Source organism: Alkalicoccus daliensis (genome assembly GCF_900103955.1).
In the GTDB taxonomy this organism is placed as follows: Bacteria; Bacillota; Bacilli; order Bacillales; family Salisediminibacteriaceae; genus Alkalicoccus; species Alkalicoccus daliensis.
Window position 1 is genome coordinate 115590 of the sequence record NZ_FNIL01000009.1, and the last position, 14556, is coordinate 130145.

The 14556-nt window shown below is 43.4% G+C and carries 16 protein-coding genes and 1 riboswitch; of the genes, 13 read left to right on the top strand and 3 right to left on the bottom strand.

Going from position 1 to position 14556, the window contains the following annotated elements; genetic code table 11:
- Window positions 1–37: 37 nt before the first annotated feature.
- From cobD to BLP92_RS13425, 9 genes are all read left to right on the top strand, one after another.
- Entirely contained in the window at window positions 38–1099 is a 1062-nt protein-coding gene (gene cobD / locus BLP92_RS13390; RefSeq protein ID WP_090843468.1) for a threonine-phosphate decarboxylase CobD, read from the top strand.
- Complete coding sequence (locus BLP92_RS13395) at window positions 1096–1620, top strand: bifunctional adenosylcobinamide kinase/adenosylcobinamide-phosphate guanylyltransferase (protein WP_175444293.1); 525 nt, start codon at window positions 1096–1098, stop codon at window positions 1618–1620. Before cobD ends, BLP92_RS13395 begins: the two co-directional genes overlap by 4 nt.
- A complete protein-coding gene (gene cobS, locus BLP92_RS13400; protein WP_090843470.1) occupies window positions 1620–2381 on the top strand; it encodes an adenosylcobinamide-GDP ribazoletransferase in 762 nt (253 codons plus the stop codon). Before BLP92_RS13395 ends, cobS begins: the two co-directional genes overlap by 1 nt.
- Window positions 2333–2947 (top strand): histidine phosphatase family protein, encoded by a 615-nt coding sequence (locus BLP92_RS13405; RefSeq protein ID WP_090843471.1) that lies wholly within the window; start codon window positions 2333–2335, stop codon window positions 2945–2947. Before cobS ends, BLP92_RS13405 begins: the two co-directional genes overlap by 49 nt.
- Complete coding sequence (locus tag BLP92_RS13410; protein WP_175444294.1) at window positions 2899–3273, top strand: bifunctional adenosylcobinamide kinase/adenosylcobinamide-phosphate guanylyltransferase; 375 nt, start codon at window positions 2899–2901, stop codon at window positions 3271–3273. Before BLP92_RS13405 ends, BLP92_RS13410 begins: the two co-directional genes overlap by 49 nt.
- Before the next feature lie 71 nt (window positions 3274–3344).
- Window positions 3345–3515 (top strand): hypothetical protein, encoded by a 171-nt coding sequence (locus tag BLP92_RS18060; RefSeq protein ID WP_175444295.1) that lies wholly within the window; start codon window positions 3345–3347, stop codon window positions 3513–3515.
- A 27-nt stretch (window positions 3516–3542) separates the two neighbouring features.
- Window positions 3543–4337 carry an AAC(3) family N-acetyltransferase gene (locus BLP92_RS13415; protein WP_090843473.1) on the top strand — a complete coding sequence of 265 codons (795 nt, stop codon included), beginning with the start codon at window positions 3543–3545 and terminating at the stop codon, window positions 4335–4337.
- 87 nt (window positions 4338–4424) lie between these two features.
- On the top strand, window positions 4425–4886 hold the full coding sequence (locus tag BLP92_RS13420) for an S-ribosylhomocysteine lyase (protein WP_090843474.1): 462 nt from the start codon (window positions 4425–4427) through the stop codon (window positions 4884–4886).
- Between the two features lie 393 nt (window positions 4887–5279).
- A riboswitch (cyclic di-GMP riboswitch) is annotated at window positions 5280–5368 on the top strand.
- Between the two features lie 44 nt (window positions 5369–5412).
- The gene (locus BLP92_RS13425; RefSeq protein ID WP_090843475.1) at window positions 5413–6285 is read left to right on the top strand and encodes an amidase; all 873 of its coding nucleotides are present in this window, start codon (window positions 5413–5415) and stop codon (window positions 6283–6285) included.
- Window positions 6286–7044: 759 nt separating this feature from the next.
- On the opposite strand, the gene BLP92_RS13430 is transcribed toward BLP92_RS13425, so the two are convergent.
- Both BLP92_RS13430 and BLP92_RS13435 read right to left on the bottom strand, forming a co-directional pair.
- On the bottom strand, window positions 7045–8295 hold the full coding sequence (locus tag BLP92_RS13430; RefSeq protein WP_090843476.1) for an MFS transporter: 1251 nt from the start codon (window positions 8293–8295) through the stop codon (window positions 7045–7047).
- Between the two features lie 67 nt (window positions 8296–8362).
- The gene (locus tag BLP92_RS13435) at window positions 8363–9484 is read right to left on the bottom strand and encodes a winged helix-turn-helix domain-containing protein (protein WP_090843477.1); all 1122 of its coding nucleotides are present in this window, start codon (window positions 9482–9484) and stop codon (window positions 8363–8365) included.
- A 371-nt stretch (window positions 9485–9855) separates the two neighbouring features.
- Between BLP92_RS13435 and BLP92_RS13440 the strand changes: the two genes are divergently transcribed.
- The 3 genes from BLP92_RS13440 to BLP92_RS13450 all read left to right on the top strand — a co-directional run bounded on the left by BLP92_RS13440 (window position 9856) and on the right by BLP92_RS13450 (window position 12886).
- The gene (locus BLP92_RS13440) at window positions 9856–10821 is read left to right on the top strand and encodes a YndJ family protein (RefSeq protein ID WP_175444296.1); all 966 of its coding nucleotides are present in this window, start codon (window positions 9856–9858) and stop codon (window positions 10819–10821) included.
- Window positions 10822–10849: 28 nt separating this feature from the next.
- Window positions 10850–11416, top strand: a complete 567-nt coding sequence (locus BLP92_RS13445) for a non-oxidative hydroxyarylic acid decarboxylases subunit B (RefSeq protein WP_090843479.1) — start codon at window positions 10850–10852, stop codon at window positions 11414–11416.
- Window positions 11417–11482: 66 nt separating this feature from the next.
- Window positions 11483–12886, top strand: a complete 1404-nt coding sequence (locus BLP92_RS13450; RefSeq protein WP_090843480.1) for a Glu/Leu/Phe/Val family dehydrogenase — start codon at window positions 11483–11485, stop codon at window positions 12884–12886.
- 92 nt (window positions 12887–12978) lie between these two features.
- On the opposite strand, the gene BLP92_RS13455 is transcribed toward BLP92_RS13450, so the two are convergent.
- Entirely contained in the window at window positions 12979–13383 is a 405-nt protein-coding gene (locus tag BLP92_RS13455) for a VOC family protein (RefSeq protein WP_090843481.1), read from the bottom strand.
- A gap of 314 nt (window positions 13384–13697) precedes the next feature.
- Between BLP92_RS13455 and BLP92_RS13460 the strand changes: the two genes are divergently transcribed.
- Window positions 13698–14207 (top strand): type 1 glutamine amidotransferase domain-containing protein, encoded by a 510-nt coding sequence (locus BLP92_RS13460; RefSeq protein WP_090843482.1) that lies wholly within the window; start codon window positions 13698–13700, stop codon window positions 14205–14207.
- Window positions 14208–14556: the final 349 nt, after the last annotated feature.

Genomic DNA, 14556 nt, shown 5'->3' on the forward strand with positions numbered 1-14556 from the left:
CCTGTTTTCATAGTTACAGAAAGGAGAGAAAGAGAGAATGAAATGGCCTGATCACGGCGGACAGCCGCTGCAGCTGCAGGAAATGCTGCAGGAAAAGAAACGAAATCTTCTGGATTTCAGTGCAAATATTAACCCGCTCGGACCACCGGACTGGGTGAAGGAAGCCGCAGTGGAGGCACTGGATGCAATGACCGTATACCCCGATCCTGATTATAAAACAGCAGCAGAGGCCGCAGCGGAAAGTGAAAATATTCCTCCGCAGCAAGTACTCATAACAAACGGCGGAGCAGAAGCAATTTACCTCGCAGCCCGTCTTGTTACTGGAGGGAAAGTGCTGCTGATTGAACCTTCTTTTAAAGAATACCGGCTGGCATGCGCGCATTATCAAATAACAATCGACACTGTCTCTTATAAAAATAACCACTTTCCTGCGGCAGATATTGCAGCAAAAATAAATGAGGTGGATGCAGTATTTATCTGCCGTCCGCATAATCCTACCGGCACACTTTCTGCGAAAGAAGAAGTGGAGCAGCTGATGCATGCTGCTCCAGATACATATTTTTTTGTTGATGAAGCATTTATCGATTTTCTCCCGGAAACTGAAAAGCTGACCAGCCTGCTGGCAGAAAATCCAAAGCTCGTGCTTCTGCGTTCTTTTACGAAAATGTTTGCAATCCCTGGTCTTAGAAGCGGATGCCTGCTTGCCTCAGAAGAAATAATACAAAAACTTCAAAGCTGGCAGATGCCGTGGAGTGTAAATACAATAAGCGCAGCGCTGATCCCGAAGATGACAGCAGACAAAAAATTTGTAGAAAGTACGGTTGCCTGGCTGGAGGAGGAACTGCACTGGATACGAAGCAGCTTAAATACACATCGCTGGTCGATGTCCGAGAGCAGAGTGAACTTTTATATACTGCGGGATAAAGAGCTGGATGATCACGAGCCGCTGCTGCGCTTTTTAATGCAGGAAGGGATTGCTGTCCGGCACACATATAATTTTGACGGTATTAACGGCAGTGCTGTAAGGGCAGCGGTCCGCAGCAGAAATGAAAACAACCAGCTGCTGAGAGCGCTGCGCCGCTGGGAGGAATCACATTGATTACTTTTATTTCCGGTGGTGCCCGTTCTGGTAAAAGCAGCTTTGCAGAGAAAGAAGTGTTAAAACAATCCCCAGCTCCAGTCTTTATAGCTACAAGCAGCAGAAGCGATGAGGAAATGATTTTCAGAATCGAGAAGCATCAGAAAGACCGCGCATCTGCGTTTATAACGAAAGAAGCTGAATTTCATATTGAGGATACCTTAAAACAAGCTGCGCTTGGAGAGGTGCTCCTGGTGGACTGCTTAACTGTCTGGCTGAATGAAGCGATGTTTCAGCAAAAAAAAACCAAAGCAGAAATCATGGATATAGTGGAGAATTGGTGTGAAATTATTTCCGCAAAGGATCTCAACGCAACTTTTGTTTCCAATGATATAAATGAAGGCGGTCTTCCTCCAGATCCGGGCACACAAGCTTATGTGGAAGTGCTGGAAAAAATACACCGGAAAATTATCGCACATGCAGAAAAAGTGATTCAGGTAAGAGCGGGAATACCTCATTACTGGAAAGAGGGAAAGCTTTAATGAAAAATGCAGTGGATGGGTTTATTTTGTCGGTTCAGTTTTTAACAAGAATACCATTGCCTGTGAAAGCAGAATGGAATGCTTCTTCCAGCAGGTGGGCGCTGCGTTTTTATCCGCTCACAGGTTTACTCATTGGAATACTTCCAGCATTGCTGGTCTGGTTGTCATTTCCGTTCCCCCTGCTGGTGGAAGCAATGCTGATACTTACTTTTTTCGTCTGGGTCACCGGGGGACTTCATTTGGACGGGTGGATGGACGTTTTTGATGCGGTAGGAGCAAATGCTCCGCTGGAAAAGAAGTGGCTGATTATGAAAGATCCACACGTCGGCAGTTTCGGTATTATCGCGCTGATCTTTCTTTTAGCATGGAAATTTATCGTAATTTTAGAGCTTCTCGTATTGGAAGCCTCCCCTGCAGTGTTTCTTTTGATTCCGGTTCTGGCCCGCTTTCTCGTGGTACTGCTGATGACAGCTGTTCCCTCCGTAAAGCAATCTGGACTTGCTGCTGCCTGGCAGAAGCATATTAACAGGAAAGAGGCAGTGATCGCTTCTATTCCGGTGATTTTTGTCATTCTTTTAAGCGGAGAAATTTATTTTGCAGCGGTGTTCTTGTCCGCACTCGTATTTTTCTTTTTATACCGCACCTGGCTCATGAAAGAATTTAAAGGAATTAACGGAGATCTGGCTGGTGCTTCGATCGAAGGAGGAGAACTGTGGATACTCGTCAGTATTTGGATTTTTATCTCATCCGGCATGGTATAACAAAAGCAAATCAGGAAAAAAGGTATGTCGGCTGGACGGATGTTTCCCTGCTGCAGGAGGAGATCGGGCAGCTGACACATTTAAAAACTGTACTGGAGAATCAGCCTTGGCTTCAAGTGTATACGAGCGACTTAAAGCGGTGTACAGAAACTCTATCTTTTCTCGGTATAAAAGGAAACAAAGACAGCCGCCTGCGGGAAGCGAATTTCGGAGGATGGGAAATGTCGACCTATGATGACTTGAAAGAGAAGATACATTACAGAAACTGGCTGGATTGTCCGTTTGAGGTGACGCCGCCTGGAGGCGAGAGTTACATGGATTTTCAGAAAAGAGTAAGGGAGTGGCTGGAAGAAAGACTTGCTTCAGTGAGCAGCGGCGCAGTGCTTGCAGTGACGCATGGTGGTGTGATCCGCCAGCTTCTTCTGGAGCTGGGAGCAGCAGCTTCTTTCTGGGAAGCGAAAGTACCGCACGGAAAAGCTTTGATCGTCCGCATGGTGAAATATAAGGAGGGATGGCAGTGCATGTCGTTATCGGAGGTGCCTTCGCAGGAAAACGAGCATATATAAAAGAATTATATCCTGAGGCAGTATGGATCGAACCAGGCAGTAATATTCATAATACAACTGCCCGGAAAATTGTTATTACAGGGATTGAAAGCTGGCTGCGGCAGGGCTACGGGTATAAGGATTTCTGGAACTGGCTTACTCAGGCGGGAGAAAAAAGCAATGTAATCCTCATCATTGAAGAAATGGGGCAGGGGATTGTGCCAATAGATAAAGAAGAACGGAGACTGCGGGACGAAAATGGCTGGATATCACAGCGCGCAGTGAAGGAAGCTGCAGTCGTAGACTATATATGGCACGGGCTGGCACAGAGGTGGAAGGAAGAATAAAAGTCTGTTCACATATTCATTTATATAGGATACCTGTACAATAGAGAAAGAAAAGCTGAAGGGGGATAAGAATGCTCAATTATCTGCTGCTGGTGATTATTTTTTGGATAATATTGTTTGCCTTACTCCGCGCGATGGTATTTGTAACGAAGCGTTCCTGGAAAAAAGATCTTCAATTAACGTTCTTTCAAGCCATACTGCTTACGGTGCTGTGGATGGTAATGACAAATATGATGGAGTAAAAATAAAATAGGAAAGCTGGGAATCAGATGAAAGAAGTGGTGGAAAATACGAATCAGCTGCGAACTAAAGATTCATTAAAAGCAGATCTGCAGCAAATCGGAGTGAATCCCGGAGATACGTTGCTTGTACACAGCTCCTTAAAAGCAATGGGATTTGTGAGCGGGGGGCAGCAGGCAGTAATTGAAGCTCTTTGTGAAGCTGTAGGCAGGGAAGGGAATATCGTGATGCCGGCCCAAAGCGGAGACTGGAGTGATCCGGCAGAATGGGAGGCCCCTCCCGTTCCAAAAGAATGGCATGATGAAATAAGGCATACGATGCCTGCTTTTGATCCGGCCAAGACTCCTACCCGCGGAATGGGAAGCATTCCTGAGCTGTTCAGAACCTTTCCACAGGTGGTCCGCAGTGTTCATCCAGCTGTTTCTTTTGCTGCGTGGGGACAGGAGGCAGGGGAACTTATGCAGGATCATTCACTGAACTATGGGCTGGGAGAGCATTCCCCTTTAAGTAAACTGGAGAAAAAAGAAGCGAAAGTTTTACTTTTAGGAACAGGGTATGACACAGCCACCTGTTTTCATCTTGCAGAATACAGAATTCCCTCCTCTTTAAAAATCCGCAAAGGAGCTCCTATTTTAAACGTACAGGGAAACCGGGAATGGGTGGAGTATGACGAAATTGAAATGAATGAATTCAGGTTCAGTGACTGTGGGATGGCAATGGAGCGTACAATAGAAGTGAATTTGGGGAAAATAGGGTCAGCTGATTCAAAGCTTTTTTCTTTATCTGAGGCTGTTGCGTTTGCAGTAAAATGGCTGGATGCCTGAAGTGGTTCTTCTTCATTAATAGCTGAAAAATAGCTGAAAGTCATGTTAAAATAATAAAAGACTGAAAATTCAAGGAGGACATTATATATGGTACAAAAAATGAACGTGGAAAGCTTTAATTTAGACCATACCAAAGTAGAGGCTCCTTATATCCGACTCGCAGGCAAAGTGGAAGGAACAGAAGATACGATTTATAAATATGACCTTCGCTTCTGCCAGCCAAATAAAGAGCACATGGATATGCCTGGCCTGCATTCCTTGGAGCATATGATGGCAGAGTTCAGCCGGAATCACCATGAAAGAATCGTGGATATTTCTCCAATGGGCTGTCAGACTGGATTTTATTTAAGCCTGATTAACGATGATGATTATGAAGGGGTACTGGAATTAGTAGAAAAGACGCTGAAAGATGTACTGGAAGCGGACGAAGTTCCTGCATGCAACGAAGTGCAGTGTGGCTGGGCAGCCTCTCATTCACTTGAAGGAGCAAAAGACATAGCTTCGGATATGCTGGAAAAACGATCTGAATGGACAAAAGTATTTCAATAATATGGGGGAGCCTCTTTCTGAAATGAAAGGGGCTCTTTTGATAGAATAACAGTACAAATTAAAGTTCTATCTAAGAAAGACAGCCTTTAGCTTGCTTCGATTAACTGTGCGGAACGCTGCTTATTAATTGAGCAGCTAAAGAATTCCCCGCAGCAGACACACCTTTCTTAGAACAAGCCCTTGGGTAATCCTCTCCGAAAGTAAAGCAGCAGTATTACTTCTTTTTGAAGAACCTTTATTTACAAAGCAGCTTTTATTTAAAGCAGCAATCAGGACGAGTAATTTGATAAATTGTTCCCTTTAGTGAACTAATCATCGAAATACCCAATTAACATAGTTCCTAAGGCACATTCCACTATAGTGGAATACATATATAATTAATACAAATCTAACAACTGATAAAGGCAAACTTTTCGAAAGAAAAGGACGCAAAGCCATGAGCCTAACCACTTGAAAAAGTGTATGGTAGTCAGGCTGCCGGGCCCTTTTTTGTGAGCCTCGGCTATCACAAAAGGGGGTATTTATTATGAAAAAGAAAGTATTATTATTTTTGGTGGTATGTATGATGTTAACTAGTACAGGAGCCCTATCCGTGTTTGCGTCTTCTTCCGAAACAAAAGCTACGTGGCTATGGAATCCTTGGATGTTTGTACAGGATGAGGCAGGAACGCTCGCTTTTCTGGAAAGCAAAAAGGTAAACAAAGTATATGTGCAGGTTGACCGGGACGTACCAATGCAGTCATATAGAAGTTTTATTGAAAAGGCCACTGCGAAAAACATGAAAATTTATGCACTTGATGGAGCCCCGGACTGGGCAGCAAATAAAGGGGATCGTCACCTTAATACAATGATGAAATGGGTAGGGGACTATCAAAAGCAGGCACCTGCTGCAGCAAAATTTTCAGGAATTCATCTGGATGTAGAACCGTATTTATTAAGCGGCTGGAAGAAAAATCAGGCAAGGACTGTGCTGGATTTTCAAAAACTGCTCATGAATGGAAAACAGCAGGCAGCAGCTATGAATCTCCCGATGGAAGCTGACCTTCCTTTCTGGTTCGACGAAATCAGCTACAATAACACTTACGGTAAAGGGAATCTTGCAGAGTGGGCAATTGAAAAAATGGATGGAATTACGTTAATGTCATATCGTGACAGTGCCCCAATGCTGATTGAAATTGTAAAACAGGAAATGGCCTTCGGACAGAAACATAGTACACCAATTACTGTGGGTGTAGAAACAATGAAATCTTATGAAGGAAATCAAGTCAGCTTCTTTGAAGAAGGGGAAGCATATATGAACCAGCAGCTTGAACTTGTGAAAAAGCATTACGGAGGAAATTCTGCTTTTGGAGGATTTGCCGTTCACCATGTCGACAGCTGGAAAACTTTAAAACCATAAAACCATAAAACTATAAAACTATAAAACCATAATATGAAAGGACTGTTCTCCCAGAGGAGAACAGTCCTTTAAGAGTGTTTATAAAGTAAGAAATTTTGTATGTTTATGATTTGCTGTGTATAGGTTTTCCTCCGCTTTCCGGCGGAACCTTTGCCGTGGGGCTGGTCTTCAGCTATTTGCAATGCCTCCCGGCATTACAAAGGATCTTCAGACTGCGCTTTAATCCCGCTGTCACCGCCGGGCGCTATGGAGAAAAGTTATTTCCGAAGAAAAAGTGTCCATATTTCTGCGGTTTCGTATAAAAACCATTGCCTCCCTTAATTATGCTGGAGTCGCAGAAGAGTCGACTCCTGGAGGATGAAGAACGATTCTTATATCTTCCCAGACGTTCTTACTGGGAAGATATAGTAAGCATGTGCAAAACCAGCCAATGATCTTGAAATCACTGGAAAGAGCTCTTTGCTTTCCAGTGATTTGGCTGCGTGAAGCCATGCTCCTCTTTTAAGAAGGCAGGTTAGCTGAGAGAGTTCCCTCCGGAAAGCGACACTTCGGAGGCAAAAGCATAAAATCATATACTTATACAAAAAAAGTACTTTTTCAACAGTCCTTTACTTTTAGCCGTAAAAGTAGTTTTTATCTTTATGTTTCATCCACAGAGGATCGATTGTTAAGGGGCGTCTCTCTGCGAATCAGCTCAATCGGATGAGAATACATGCAAAAATATAGGGAGCTGTTTACTAAATGTCTCCTGACTAAACACTAATCTCCGGAAGCAGCTTCTCTGGAGGAAAAGGAAGTTTTATGATCAGGAGGAGCGAAAAAGATTTTTTGGAAAGCAATGCCGAGACTGCCAAGAAATAATAAAGCAGATGCGACAGCCAAAAAAACATATACGGGCGAAAAAATTCCTGTGAGCACCCCGCCGGCAAGTGGAGCAGCGAGAACAACAGAGTTGCTGAGAGAATTATATATTCCCGAAACTCTTGTAATGGAAGCCTCAGAAGTTTCCCGGTGCAGCACAGCACCAATCGTTACACTGAAGATCCCCACTCCAAGTCCTGCAGCAAATCCACAGATCACTGGAAATAAAACGGGCATCCCTTGATGGAATATACCGATTCCTCCAAAGCCGGCACCTAGTAACAGCATACTGCACCCGAGAAATATACCGTACAAACGTATTTCTTTCAGCCGCTGCAGCAAGATCATCATAATAAGTGCTCCCGTGCCGGAGGAACCCATAATCCAGCCGATCAGCTCCGGCTGTCCCGGAGCTGTATTACGAAGCAGTACAGCAATCTGTACATCCACCATCTGCAGGAAAAAAAGTGCTGCTAGTACAAAGGATATGCTGAGCCAAAGGGGTCTGTGACGCACAACATACAGCCAGCCATCTTTCCAGTTTTCCCAAAAGGAAAACTGTTTTATTGAAGAAGCAGAAGGGGCACCCGCAGTTTTCGCTGCCGGATGCAATATCATGGATGAAAAAAGGTGAGCGGCTGCATTGAGAGCGATACAGAGCTGGGGAGAAAAACCTGCAGCTAGAGCTCCACCGAGAAAAGGACCGATAATCTTGGAGGCTTCATTTACTGAACCATTCAAAGTGACTGCTTTTACTATCAGATTTTCCGGAACGATCTCTTTCACGAGTGACTGCTGCGCAGGGAAATGGATAACTGAAAAACAAGCTCTGAGAGTAAGAATCAGCAGGGCTTCAGGCGGTCCTGGAGCAAAAATAAGTCCGGCAGTTAAGATGGCTGTTGCTGCATCAGCTGACTGCATCAGCCGGATTTTATTGATTTTGTCCGCCCATACAGCTGCGAACTGACTGAAAACTACAGCAGGAAGCGCGTATGCGATGGGAATTAAAGCGATCGTCAGCGGCTCTGCCTGCCAGAGATACCCGAATAATATCATTACAGCCACCATGTCAAACCATCTTCCCAGAGAAGAAATGGCATAGGAAACAAATAACCGCCCATAAGGTTTATTTTTCAGTAATGCCTTCATGAAACCCCCTCCTTCTAACCTCTATGTTAAAGAAGTAATGTCAGAGGGATATCAGACCAACAATTTATTATAAATAAAGCTGCAGTTCAGCTTCCGTACTGCGAAGAATTAATTCCAGGTCAAATTCTGCTGTAATATCATCCCAGGCGGCGGATATGAAATTTTCTGCGGAGGCTGAAAAAGAATATTTACTCAAAAAGAAGCGGCTGATTGTTATTGCCAGCAGCTGATGGGAACGGAAGCGGGAGTGATGAAGTGTCTGCATTCCCTGTGCAATATGCCGGCTGCCGGATTTATTTTTCCGTTCTTCTTCCAGTCCTGTTAAGACTTGAAAAATCCCGAGCTCTCTCTGATACGGTTTTTGTTCGAAAAATAAATGAAGATGGTCCTGGTGCTTTTTGATTTCTGCAGAGTTATCCTGAAGCATCGCGAGCATCAGCTTGTTCAGCTGTAAAAAAGGATAAAATCCATGCTCTTCTGAAGATACTATCTGCACGGCTTTCCGTATGTGCTTTTCCGCGTTATTATATTCCTCTGCTATTATTGAAAACAATACAGCAGCTAACAACTCTGCTTCCATCTGGGTATTTTCAGAGAAAACTTTTAAATCAACTGCTTTTTCAAGATAAGCAAGCGCCTGTTTTTTCTGCGTGGAGAACATAAAGTAGATATGGAGCAGATACAGAGCTCTTTTGGAGAAAGGAAGATGTGTGTTTGACAGAAGCTGCTGGAAATCTCCGCGCATAAACGCTACAATAATTTCTGTTTCAATATCAATGTTAATTCCAAGTTCTTTCTGCCGTATGAGTGTGTCAAGAGCTTCTCCCTGGCCGAAAAGGTGATATCTGCCTAGCAGGCTGACTGCTAAATTTTGAAAAGCCGGATCGCCTTCAAGAGGAAAAACAGGGGCAGCTGCAAGAGAAAGCTTGTAGCCGCGGCCCTTTACTGTTTCGATCAAGACACTCTCCTGCCAGTGCTTGAGTTTTTTCCGGAGGCGGTATATATGGTCATCTACCGTTCGGTCTGTAGGGAAAGACTCCGGCCATACTGCTTGAAGAAGCTGGTCCCGGGAAAGTGTTCTTTCTGAATTTATATGCAGATACTGCAGCAGCATAAATTCTTTTCTAAGGAGCGGAATGGTCTCTCCGCGTAGGGAAACGAGATATTCTTCTGAATGAAAGTCCAGCACTGCACTCACCTCGCATTTTATGGCAGCCTTCCGGTAAATAGACGAGAAAATTCCTCGTCCTATTGAATCTTCAGGCTGCGCTGATCCTCTGTGAATCTCCGGCTTTACATTCGGATATTATTCGAATGTAAGAATAATCTCAAATGAAAATTATAAAGTTGGTTCAAGTTCATCTTCCGGCTGTTATAATCACATGCAATATGTGGTCTGAAACACAAAGTTTCCGGATTGTATTTCTCCGTCTCTTACTGACAATATACAATAAAGAATACAGGCAGGAAATACCTTATTTTTCTTAATTAACAGCTTAATCTGACAGTATTGAGGGAATGAGTCAAACAGGGAACGTACATAATGAAGGGGCGGTCAGCATGACAGCGAAAAAGAACGTGGCAGCAGGTGTGGCGGCAGGTGTGTTATGGCTGATTTTCACAGATATAAATGTAGTGCAGGCGGCACTCGCACTTTCATTTCTAGTACTCATCCCTCTGCTTCTGCATATCGCAGTTCCAAAACGACCGGACCTGCAGGTAGAATCATTACTTACTTGGTTATCCAAACGATCTTTTTTAGCAGGGATTTTTGGATTGATATCCATCAGTTTTAACCATACTTTTGTATCAGTTTCCTCTGCTCTCGTATGGTTCCTGTTTATGCTGGCAGTCGCAGCATGCGGTGCCTGGAGAATTCAGAAACGCGGCTTATATCCAGCGGAGGAAACGATTATAGATACAGGCTTAATTTTTACCGGTGCCGGCGGGCTGTGGCTGGTACTGTGGCAGGGAGGGATTGACCGGCTTCTTCCCTACGATGAATTGACGATGTCATTAACAGCAGTCCATTACCATTATTCTGCAGTAGTTATTCCAATTTTGACAGGTGCTTTCGGCCGGCTGCTTATTTCCATAAGAGGATATACAGGCCCGCCATATCGTTTTTTAGCGATCGGCGCAGCGATCGGATCGCCATTAATCGCGCTCGGTGTTGTGCAGGGACCGCCTCTTGAATTAGTATATGTGTTTATATATGCAGTGCTGTTATACTGGCTGAGTATCTGGTGGCTCTGCATGCTTCCCAAAATTTCCCTTCGGTCAAAATTGTGCCTTTCGTTAGCTTCGATTTCTCTTATGATATCAATGGGAGTTACTTTTTTATATGCTCTTGGGGTTACACTGGGTGAGCCGATTATTTCCTATGAAAAAATGTTTTACTGGCACGGAGCTGTAAACGCGATAGGATTCTCTCTATTTGGTACACTGGGATGGTACCTGCTTGGTTCGCTGCCTAAAAGGAAGCGAACTGGAGCAAAAGTAATTACGCCGAAGGAAGTACCATAGTATTCAGCTGTCCTGGGGAGGAGTAAAGATGAAAAAGAAACGAATTATTATCGGGATTTCCGGGTCTACCGGAGCAATTTATGGAATTCGGCTGCTGGAAGTTCTTTCACAGCTTGAAGAAGTAGAAACGCATCTTATAATCAGTGAGTGGGCTGAAAAAACAATTCAGATTGAAACGGATTATCGGGCAGCTCAGGTGAAGGAGCTCGCAGACTTTGTACATCCCCCGCAGAATCAGGCTGCGAAAATATCCAGCGGTTCTTTTCGGACAGATGCAATGATCATTGTTCCCTGCAGTATGAAAACACTCAGTTCTGTAGCACACGGTTTTGCAGATAACCTTATCAGCCGTGCTGCTGATGTAGTATTAAAGGAAAGAAGAAAATTAATTATGGTACCGCGGGAAACCCCGCTTCATGAGATTCACCTGGAAAATATGCTGAAGCTTTCAAGAATGGGAGTAATCATGATGCCGCCGATGCCTGCTTTCTACAATGAACCTAAGAGCATTGAGGACATTATCAATCATACGATTTCCAGACTGCTGGATCTGCTGGATATTGATAACGAACTGACAAAACGCTGGCTGCAATAAATGCCGCGCAGTAAAAAAAACGTTAAGTAAGCGCTGACATTCTATCTTTAGAAAGGTGTGTAGCAAATGACAGTACACGATACGCAGAACTTAATTGAAAGCATTATGGAATCCTTGTACAAAGACGAAAATTTTCTCGAAGAAATCGGAGCGGACCGGGAACGGTATTTTCAATCAGGAACTGAAATTCTTACTACTACAGATAAAATAATCAAAAGCTATATCCGTGTTTCCAGAGATAACAGAGAAATAGAAAGAATTCCTGCGTACCGGGTGCAGCACAATAATATTGCCGGGTTCTATAAAGGCGGGATCCGATTCAGTGACCAGGTAAATGAAAGTGAAGTAGAAAATCTGGCAATATTAATGACGTTAAAAAATGCTTTGCATGAACTCCCCTATGGAGGTGCCAAAGGGGGAGTAGTAGTTCATCCGAACAATTACTCCAAACGGGAGCTGAACATGATCGCGAAAAAATATGTGCAGCGATTTGCTCCGGATATCGGACCGACACGGGATATCCCAGCTCCTGATATGGGTACGAATGAAGAAACGATGGACTGGATGGTAGGAGAATTCAAAACAATCCACCCAGGTAAAAATTACATGGGTGCCTTTACAGGAAAAAGTGTAGAGAACGGCGGGGCACAGGGTAGAAGGGAAGCAACAGGAAGAGGCGTGTATCACAGCTATAAGTGGCTGGTGGAGGACTGGGCAAGCCAGACACCGGATAAAAATGACATAGCGGAAGGAATACACCGGCAGCAGTGGCAGTTATTGCGCGATCTAGTAGATAAAAATATCCGGACAGAAAAAATCACTGTAGCAGTCCAGGGTTTCGGAAATGTAGGAAGTGTAGCAGCGCTCCAGGCATACGAATGTGAAGATCTGGACCATGCGATTACAGCAGTCAGTGATCATCAGGTAATGCTTCGCAACAAAGCGGGACTGGATATTCCGGCGCTTGTAGAATATCAGACAAAATACAGAACACTTCCTGTCACAGAAGAAGCACTTCAGAAATATGGAATTGAAGCAGAAATATTGCAGCCGGAAGATCTGCTTACAGAAGAAGTGGATGTTATGTTTTTGGCAGCGGTGGAAGATCAGATTACAGATTTAAATAAAGAGCTTGTTAAAGCAAAAGTTTTTGTAGAAGGAGCAAATGCTCCTATCGATAGAGCTGCGGATGAATATCTTCATAACGACGGGAGAATTGTCATTCCTGACATTCTGGCAAATGCCGGTGGTGTAATGGTTTCTTATATAGAATGGAAGCAGGACCGCGTCACTTATTTATATACAGAAGAAGAAGTGCTGAATGACATGATTAATCATATGTCGGAAAGCTGTGAAAAAGTTTTTGTATCTTACTTTAAAGAAGGACTGCCGGGAATTAGAAGCACCTGTTATGTTCATGCGCTGAAACGCCTCTTTACGCTTCTTTATCGACACGGGAAACTGTTTTAAGCAAAGGAAAGAGACAGCAGATTTGATTGAAAAGATTTTCGTCATATAAAAAAGACAGGCTTTCGGAAATGTGCAGCGAAAGCCTGTCTTTTTTATTGGTTATGTGGAGAGTCTGAATCCGGCTGAAGAAATTCAATTTTGTTCCCATCAGGATCATTTATCCAGCACTGCTCATTTTTCCCGAGGCCGCGCTTAGGTTCTACTGTTAAAGCGAGCCCTTTCTTTTTAAGTTCAGCTGCTACTTCTTCCACATTATCCACAAGCAGGCAGAAATGATGAGGTCCAATTTCATCAGCAGCTGGAGTATGAGAAGTTTTTCCGCCGTGAAATAGTTCAATATACTGCTTTGGAGCAACTTTTACATATTCAATCCACGGTTCTCCATTCTCTTTTTTTACCTGGAATGCATGCTCCAGACCAAGGACTTCACAATAAAAATATAATGATTTCTTCATATCAGCTACCGTAAAAGCAGTGTGGGCAATGCCATTAATCATATAAAAACCTCCTGTAACAATTATTATTCCGGGAGAAAAGATCAGCCGGAAGCTCTACCTTTTCAGCATATTATACCGGGACTCCTGATGTACAACAAATATCTGTGAAAAAATGAAATTTTTTTAAATCGTTTTAACTCATTCAAATCGGGTAAATAAACTAAGAAAGCCAACATGAAAAGAGGTGACGATATGGGAAAAATTAAAAAGCTTATTGCAGTAGGCCAACTGATCGTCGTCGCCTGGTCGATTATTAAGCGGCTCAGACGATAGTTATAAATTTTGAATTTCATCAAAGGAGTGAAGTGTAAGTTATGAGTAAAATCGCTTGTGTAATGACAGATATGTTTGAAGATGTAGAATATACTTCCCCATTGGAAGAATTTAAAAATAACGGACACGAAGTAATCGTAATCAGCAGTGAAAAAGGGAAAGAAGTAACAGGAAAAAATGAAGAAGCAAAAGCCACCGCGGATGAAGCTATTGACAGCGTCAATCCGGAGGATTATGATGCTTTATTTATTCCGGGAGGGTTTTCCCCGGACCTGCTTCGAGGAGACGAAAAATTTGTAGAGTTCTCCAAGCATTTCGTGCTGCACGATAAGCCGGTATTTGCGATCTGCCACGGTCCGCAGCTTCTAATTACTGCTGACGTACTGCACGGCAGAAAAATGACAGGTTTTAAATCGATTCAGATGGACCTGAAGCACGCTGGTGCCAACTTGTTTGACGAAGAAGTTGTCGTCTGCGGAAACATCGTTTCCAGCCGGACTCCTGATGATTTAGAAGCTTTCAACCGTGAAAGCCTTGCGCAGTTAAAATAATAAATGAAACAGAAAGTCCCGTTGAATATTTTTTGACGGGGCTTTCTTTGTGTATGTTATTCAAATGAAGTGGGAAACAGCTGTTGATGAGCCTTCATCTTCAATAATAATCCTTGCTGCTTTACTTAATCAAAAAATCTTTATTTGAAATATAGCTGCCTTGAAAATAAAAAGCTTTGCTATAAAGAAAAAGAAGCAATAATACTGCTTCACTTTCGGAGAGGCTTACCCAAGGGCTTGTTCTCGACTAATTTTGGCGGAAAGATCGTCCGCCAAAATGGATTCTCGAACGGCGCTGGTCCTTTGGGTGTCCTCTCCTTCGTTACACAGCAGTATTAATTTTCACCTT

What these genes read in the sequence shown, in the direction of transcription:
- cobD (WP_090843468.1), top strand. Translation starts at nt 38, where the DNA reads ATGAAATGGCCTGATCACGGCGGACAGCCGCTGCAGCTGCAGGAAATG.
- cobS (WP_090843470.1), top strand. Translation starts at nt 1,620, where the DNA reads ATGAAAAATGCAGTGGATGGGTTTATTTTGTCGGTTCAGTTTTTAACA.
- BLP92_RS18060 (WP_175444295.1), top strand. Translation starts at nt 3,345, where the DNA reads ATGCTCAATTATCTGCTGCTGGTGATTATTTTTTGGATAATATTGTTT.
- BLP92_RS13415 (WP_090843473.1), top strand. Translation starts at nt 3,543, where the DNA reads ATGAAAGAAGTGGTGGAAAATACGAATCAGCTGCGAACTAAAGATTCA.
- BLP92_RS13420 (WP_090843474.1), top strand. Translation starts at nt 4,425, where the DNA reads ATGGTACAAAAAATGAACGTGGAAAGCTTTAATTTAGACCATACCAAA.
- BLP92_RS13425 (WP_090843475.1), top strand. Translation starts at nt 5,413, where the DNA reads ATGAAAAAGAAAGTATTATTATTTTTGGTGGTATGTATGATGTTAACT.
- BLP92_RS13430 (WP_090843476.1), bottom strand. Translation starts at nt 8,295, where the DNA reads ATGAAGGCATTACTGAAAAATAAACCTTATGGGCGGTTATTTGTTTCC.
- BLP92_RS13440 (WP_175444296.1), top strand. Translation starts at nt 9,856, where the DNA reads ATGACAGCGAAAAAGAACGTGGCAGCAGGTGTGGCGGCAGGTGTGTTA.
- BLP92_RS13445 (WP_090843479.1), top strand. Translation starts at nt 10,850, where the DNA reads ATGAAAAAGAAACGAATTATTATCGGGATTTCCGGGTCTACCGGAGCA.
- BLP92_RS13450 (WP_090843480.1), top strand. Translation starts at nt 11,483, where the DNA reads ATGACAGTACACGATACGCAGAACTTAATTGAAAGCATTATGGAATCC.
- BLP92_RS13455 (WP_090843481.1), bottom strand. Translation starts at nt 13,383, where the DNA reads ATGATTAATGGCATTGCCCACACTGCTTTTACGGTAGCTGATATGAAG.
- BLP92_RS13460 (WP_090843482.1), top strand. Translation starts at nt 13,698, where the DNA reads ATGAGTAAAATCGCTTGTGTAATGACAGATATGTTTGAAGATGTAGAA.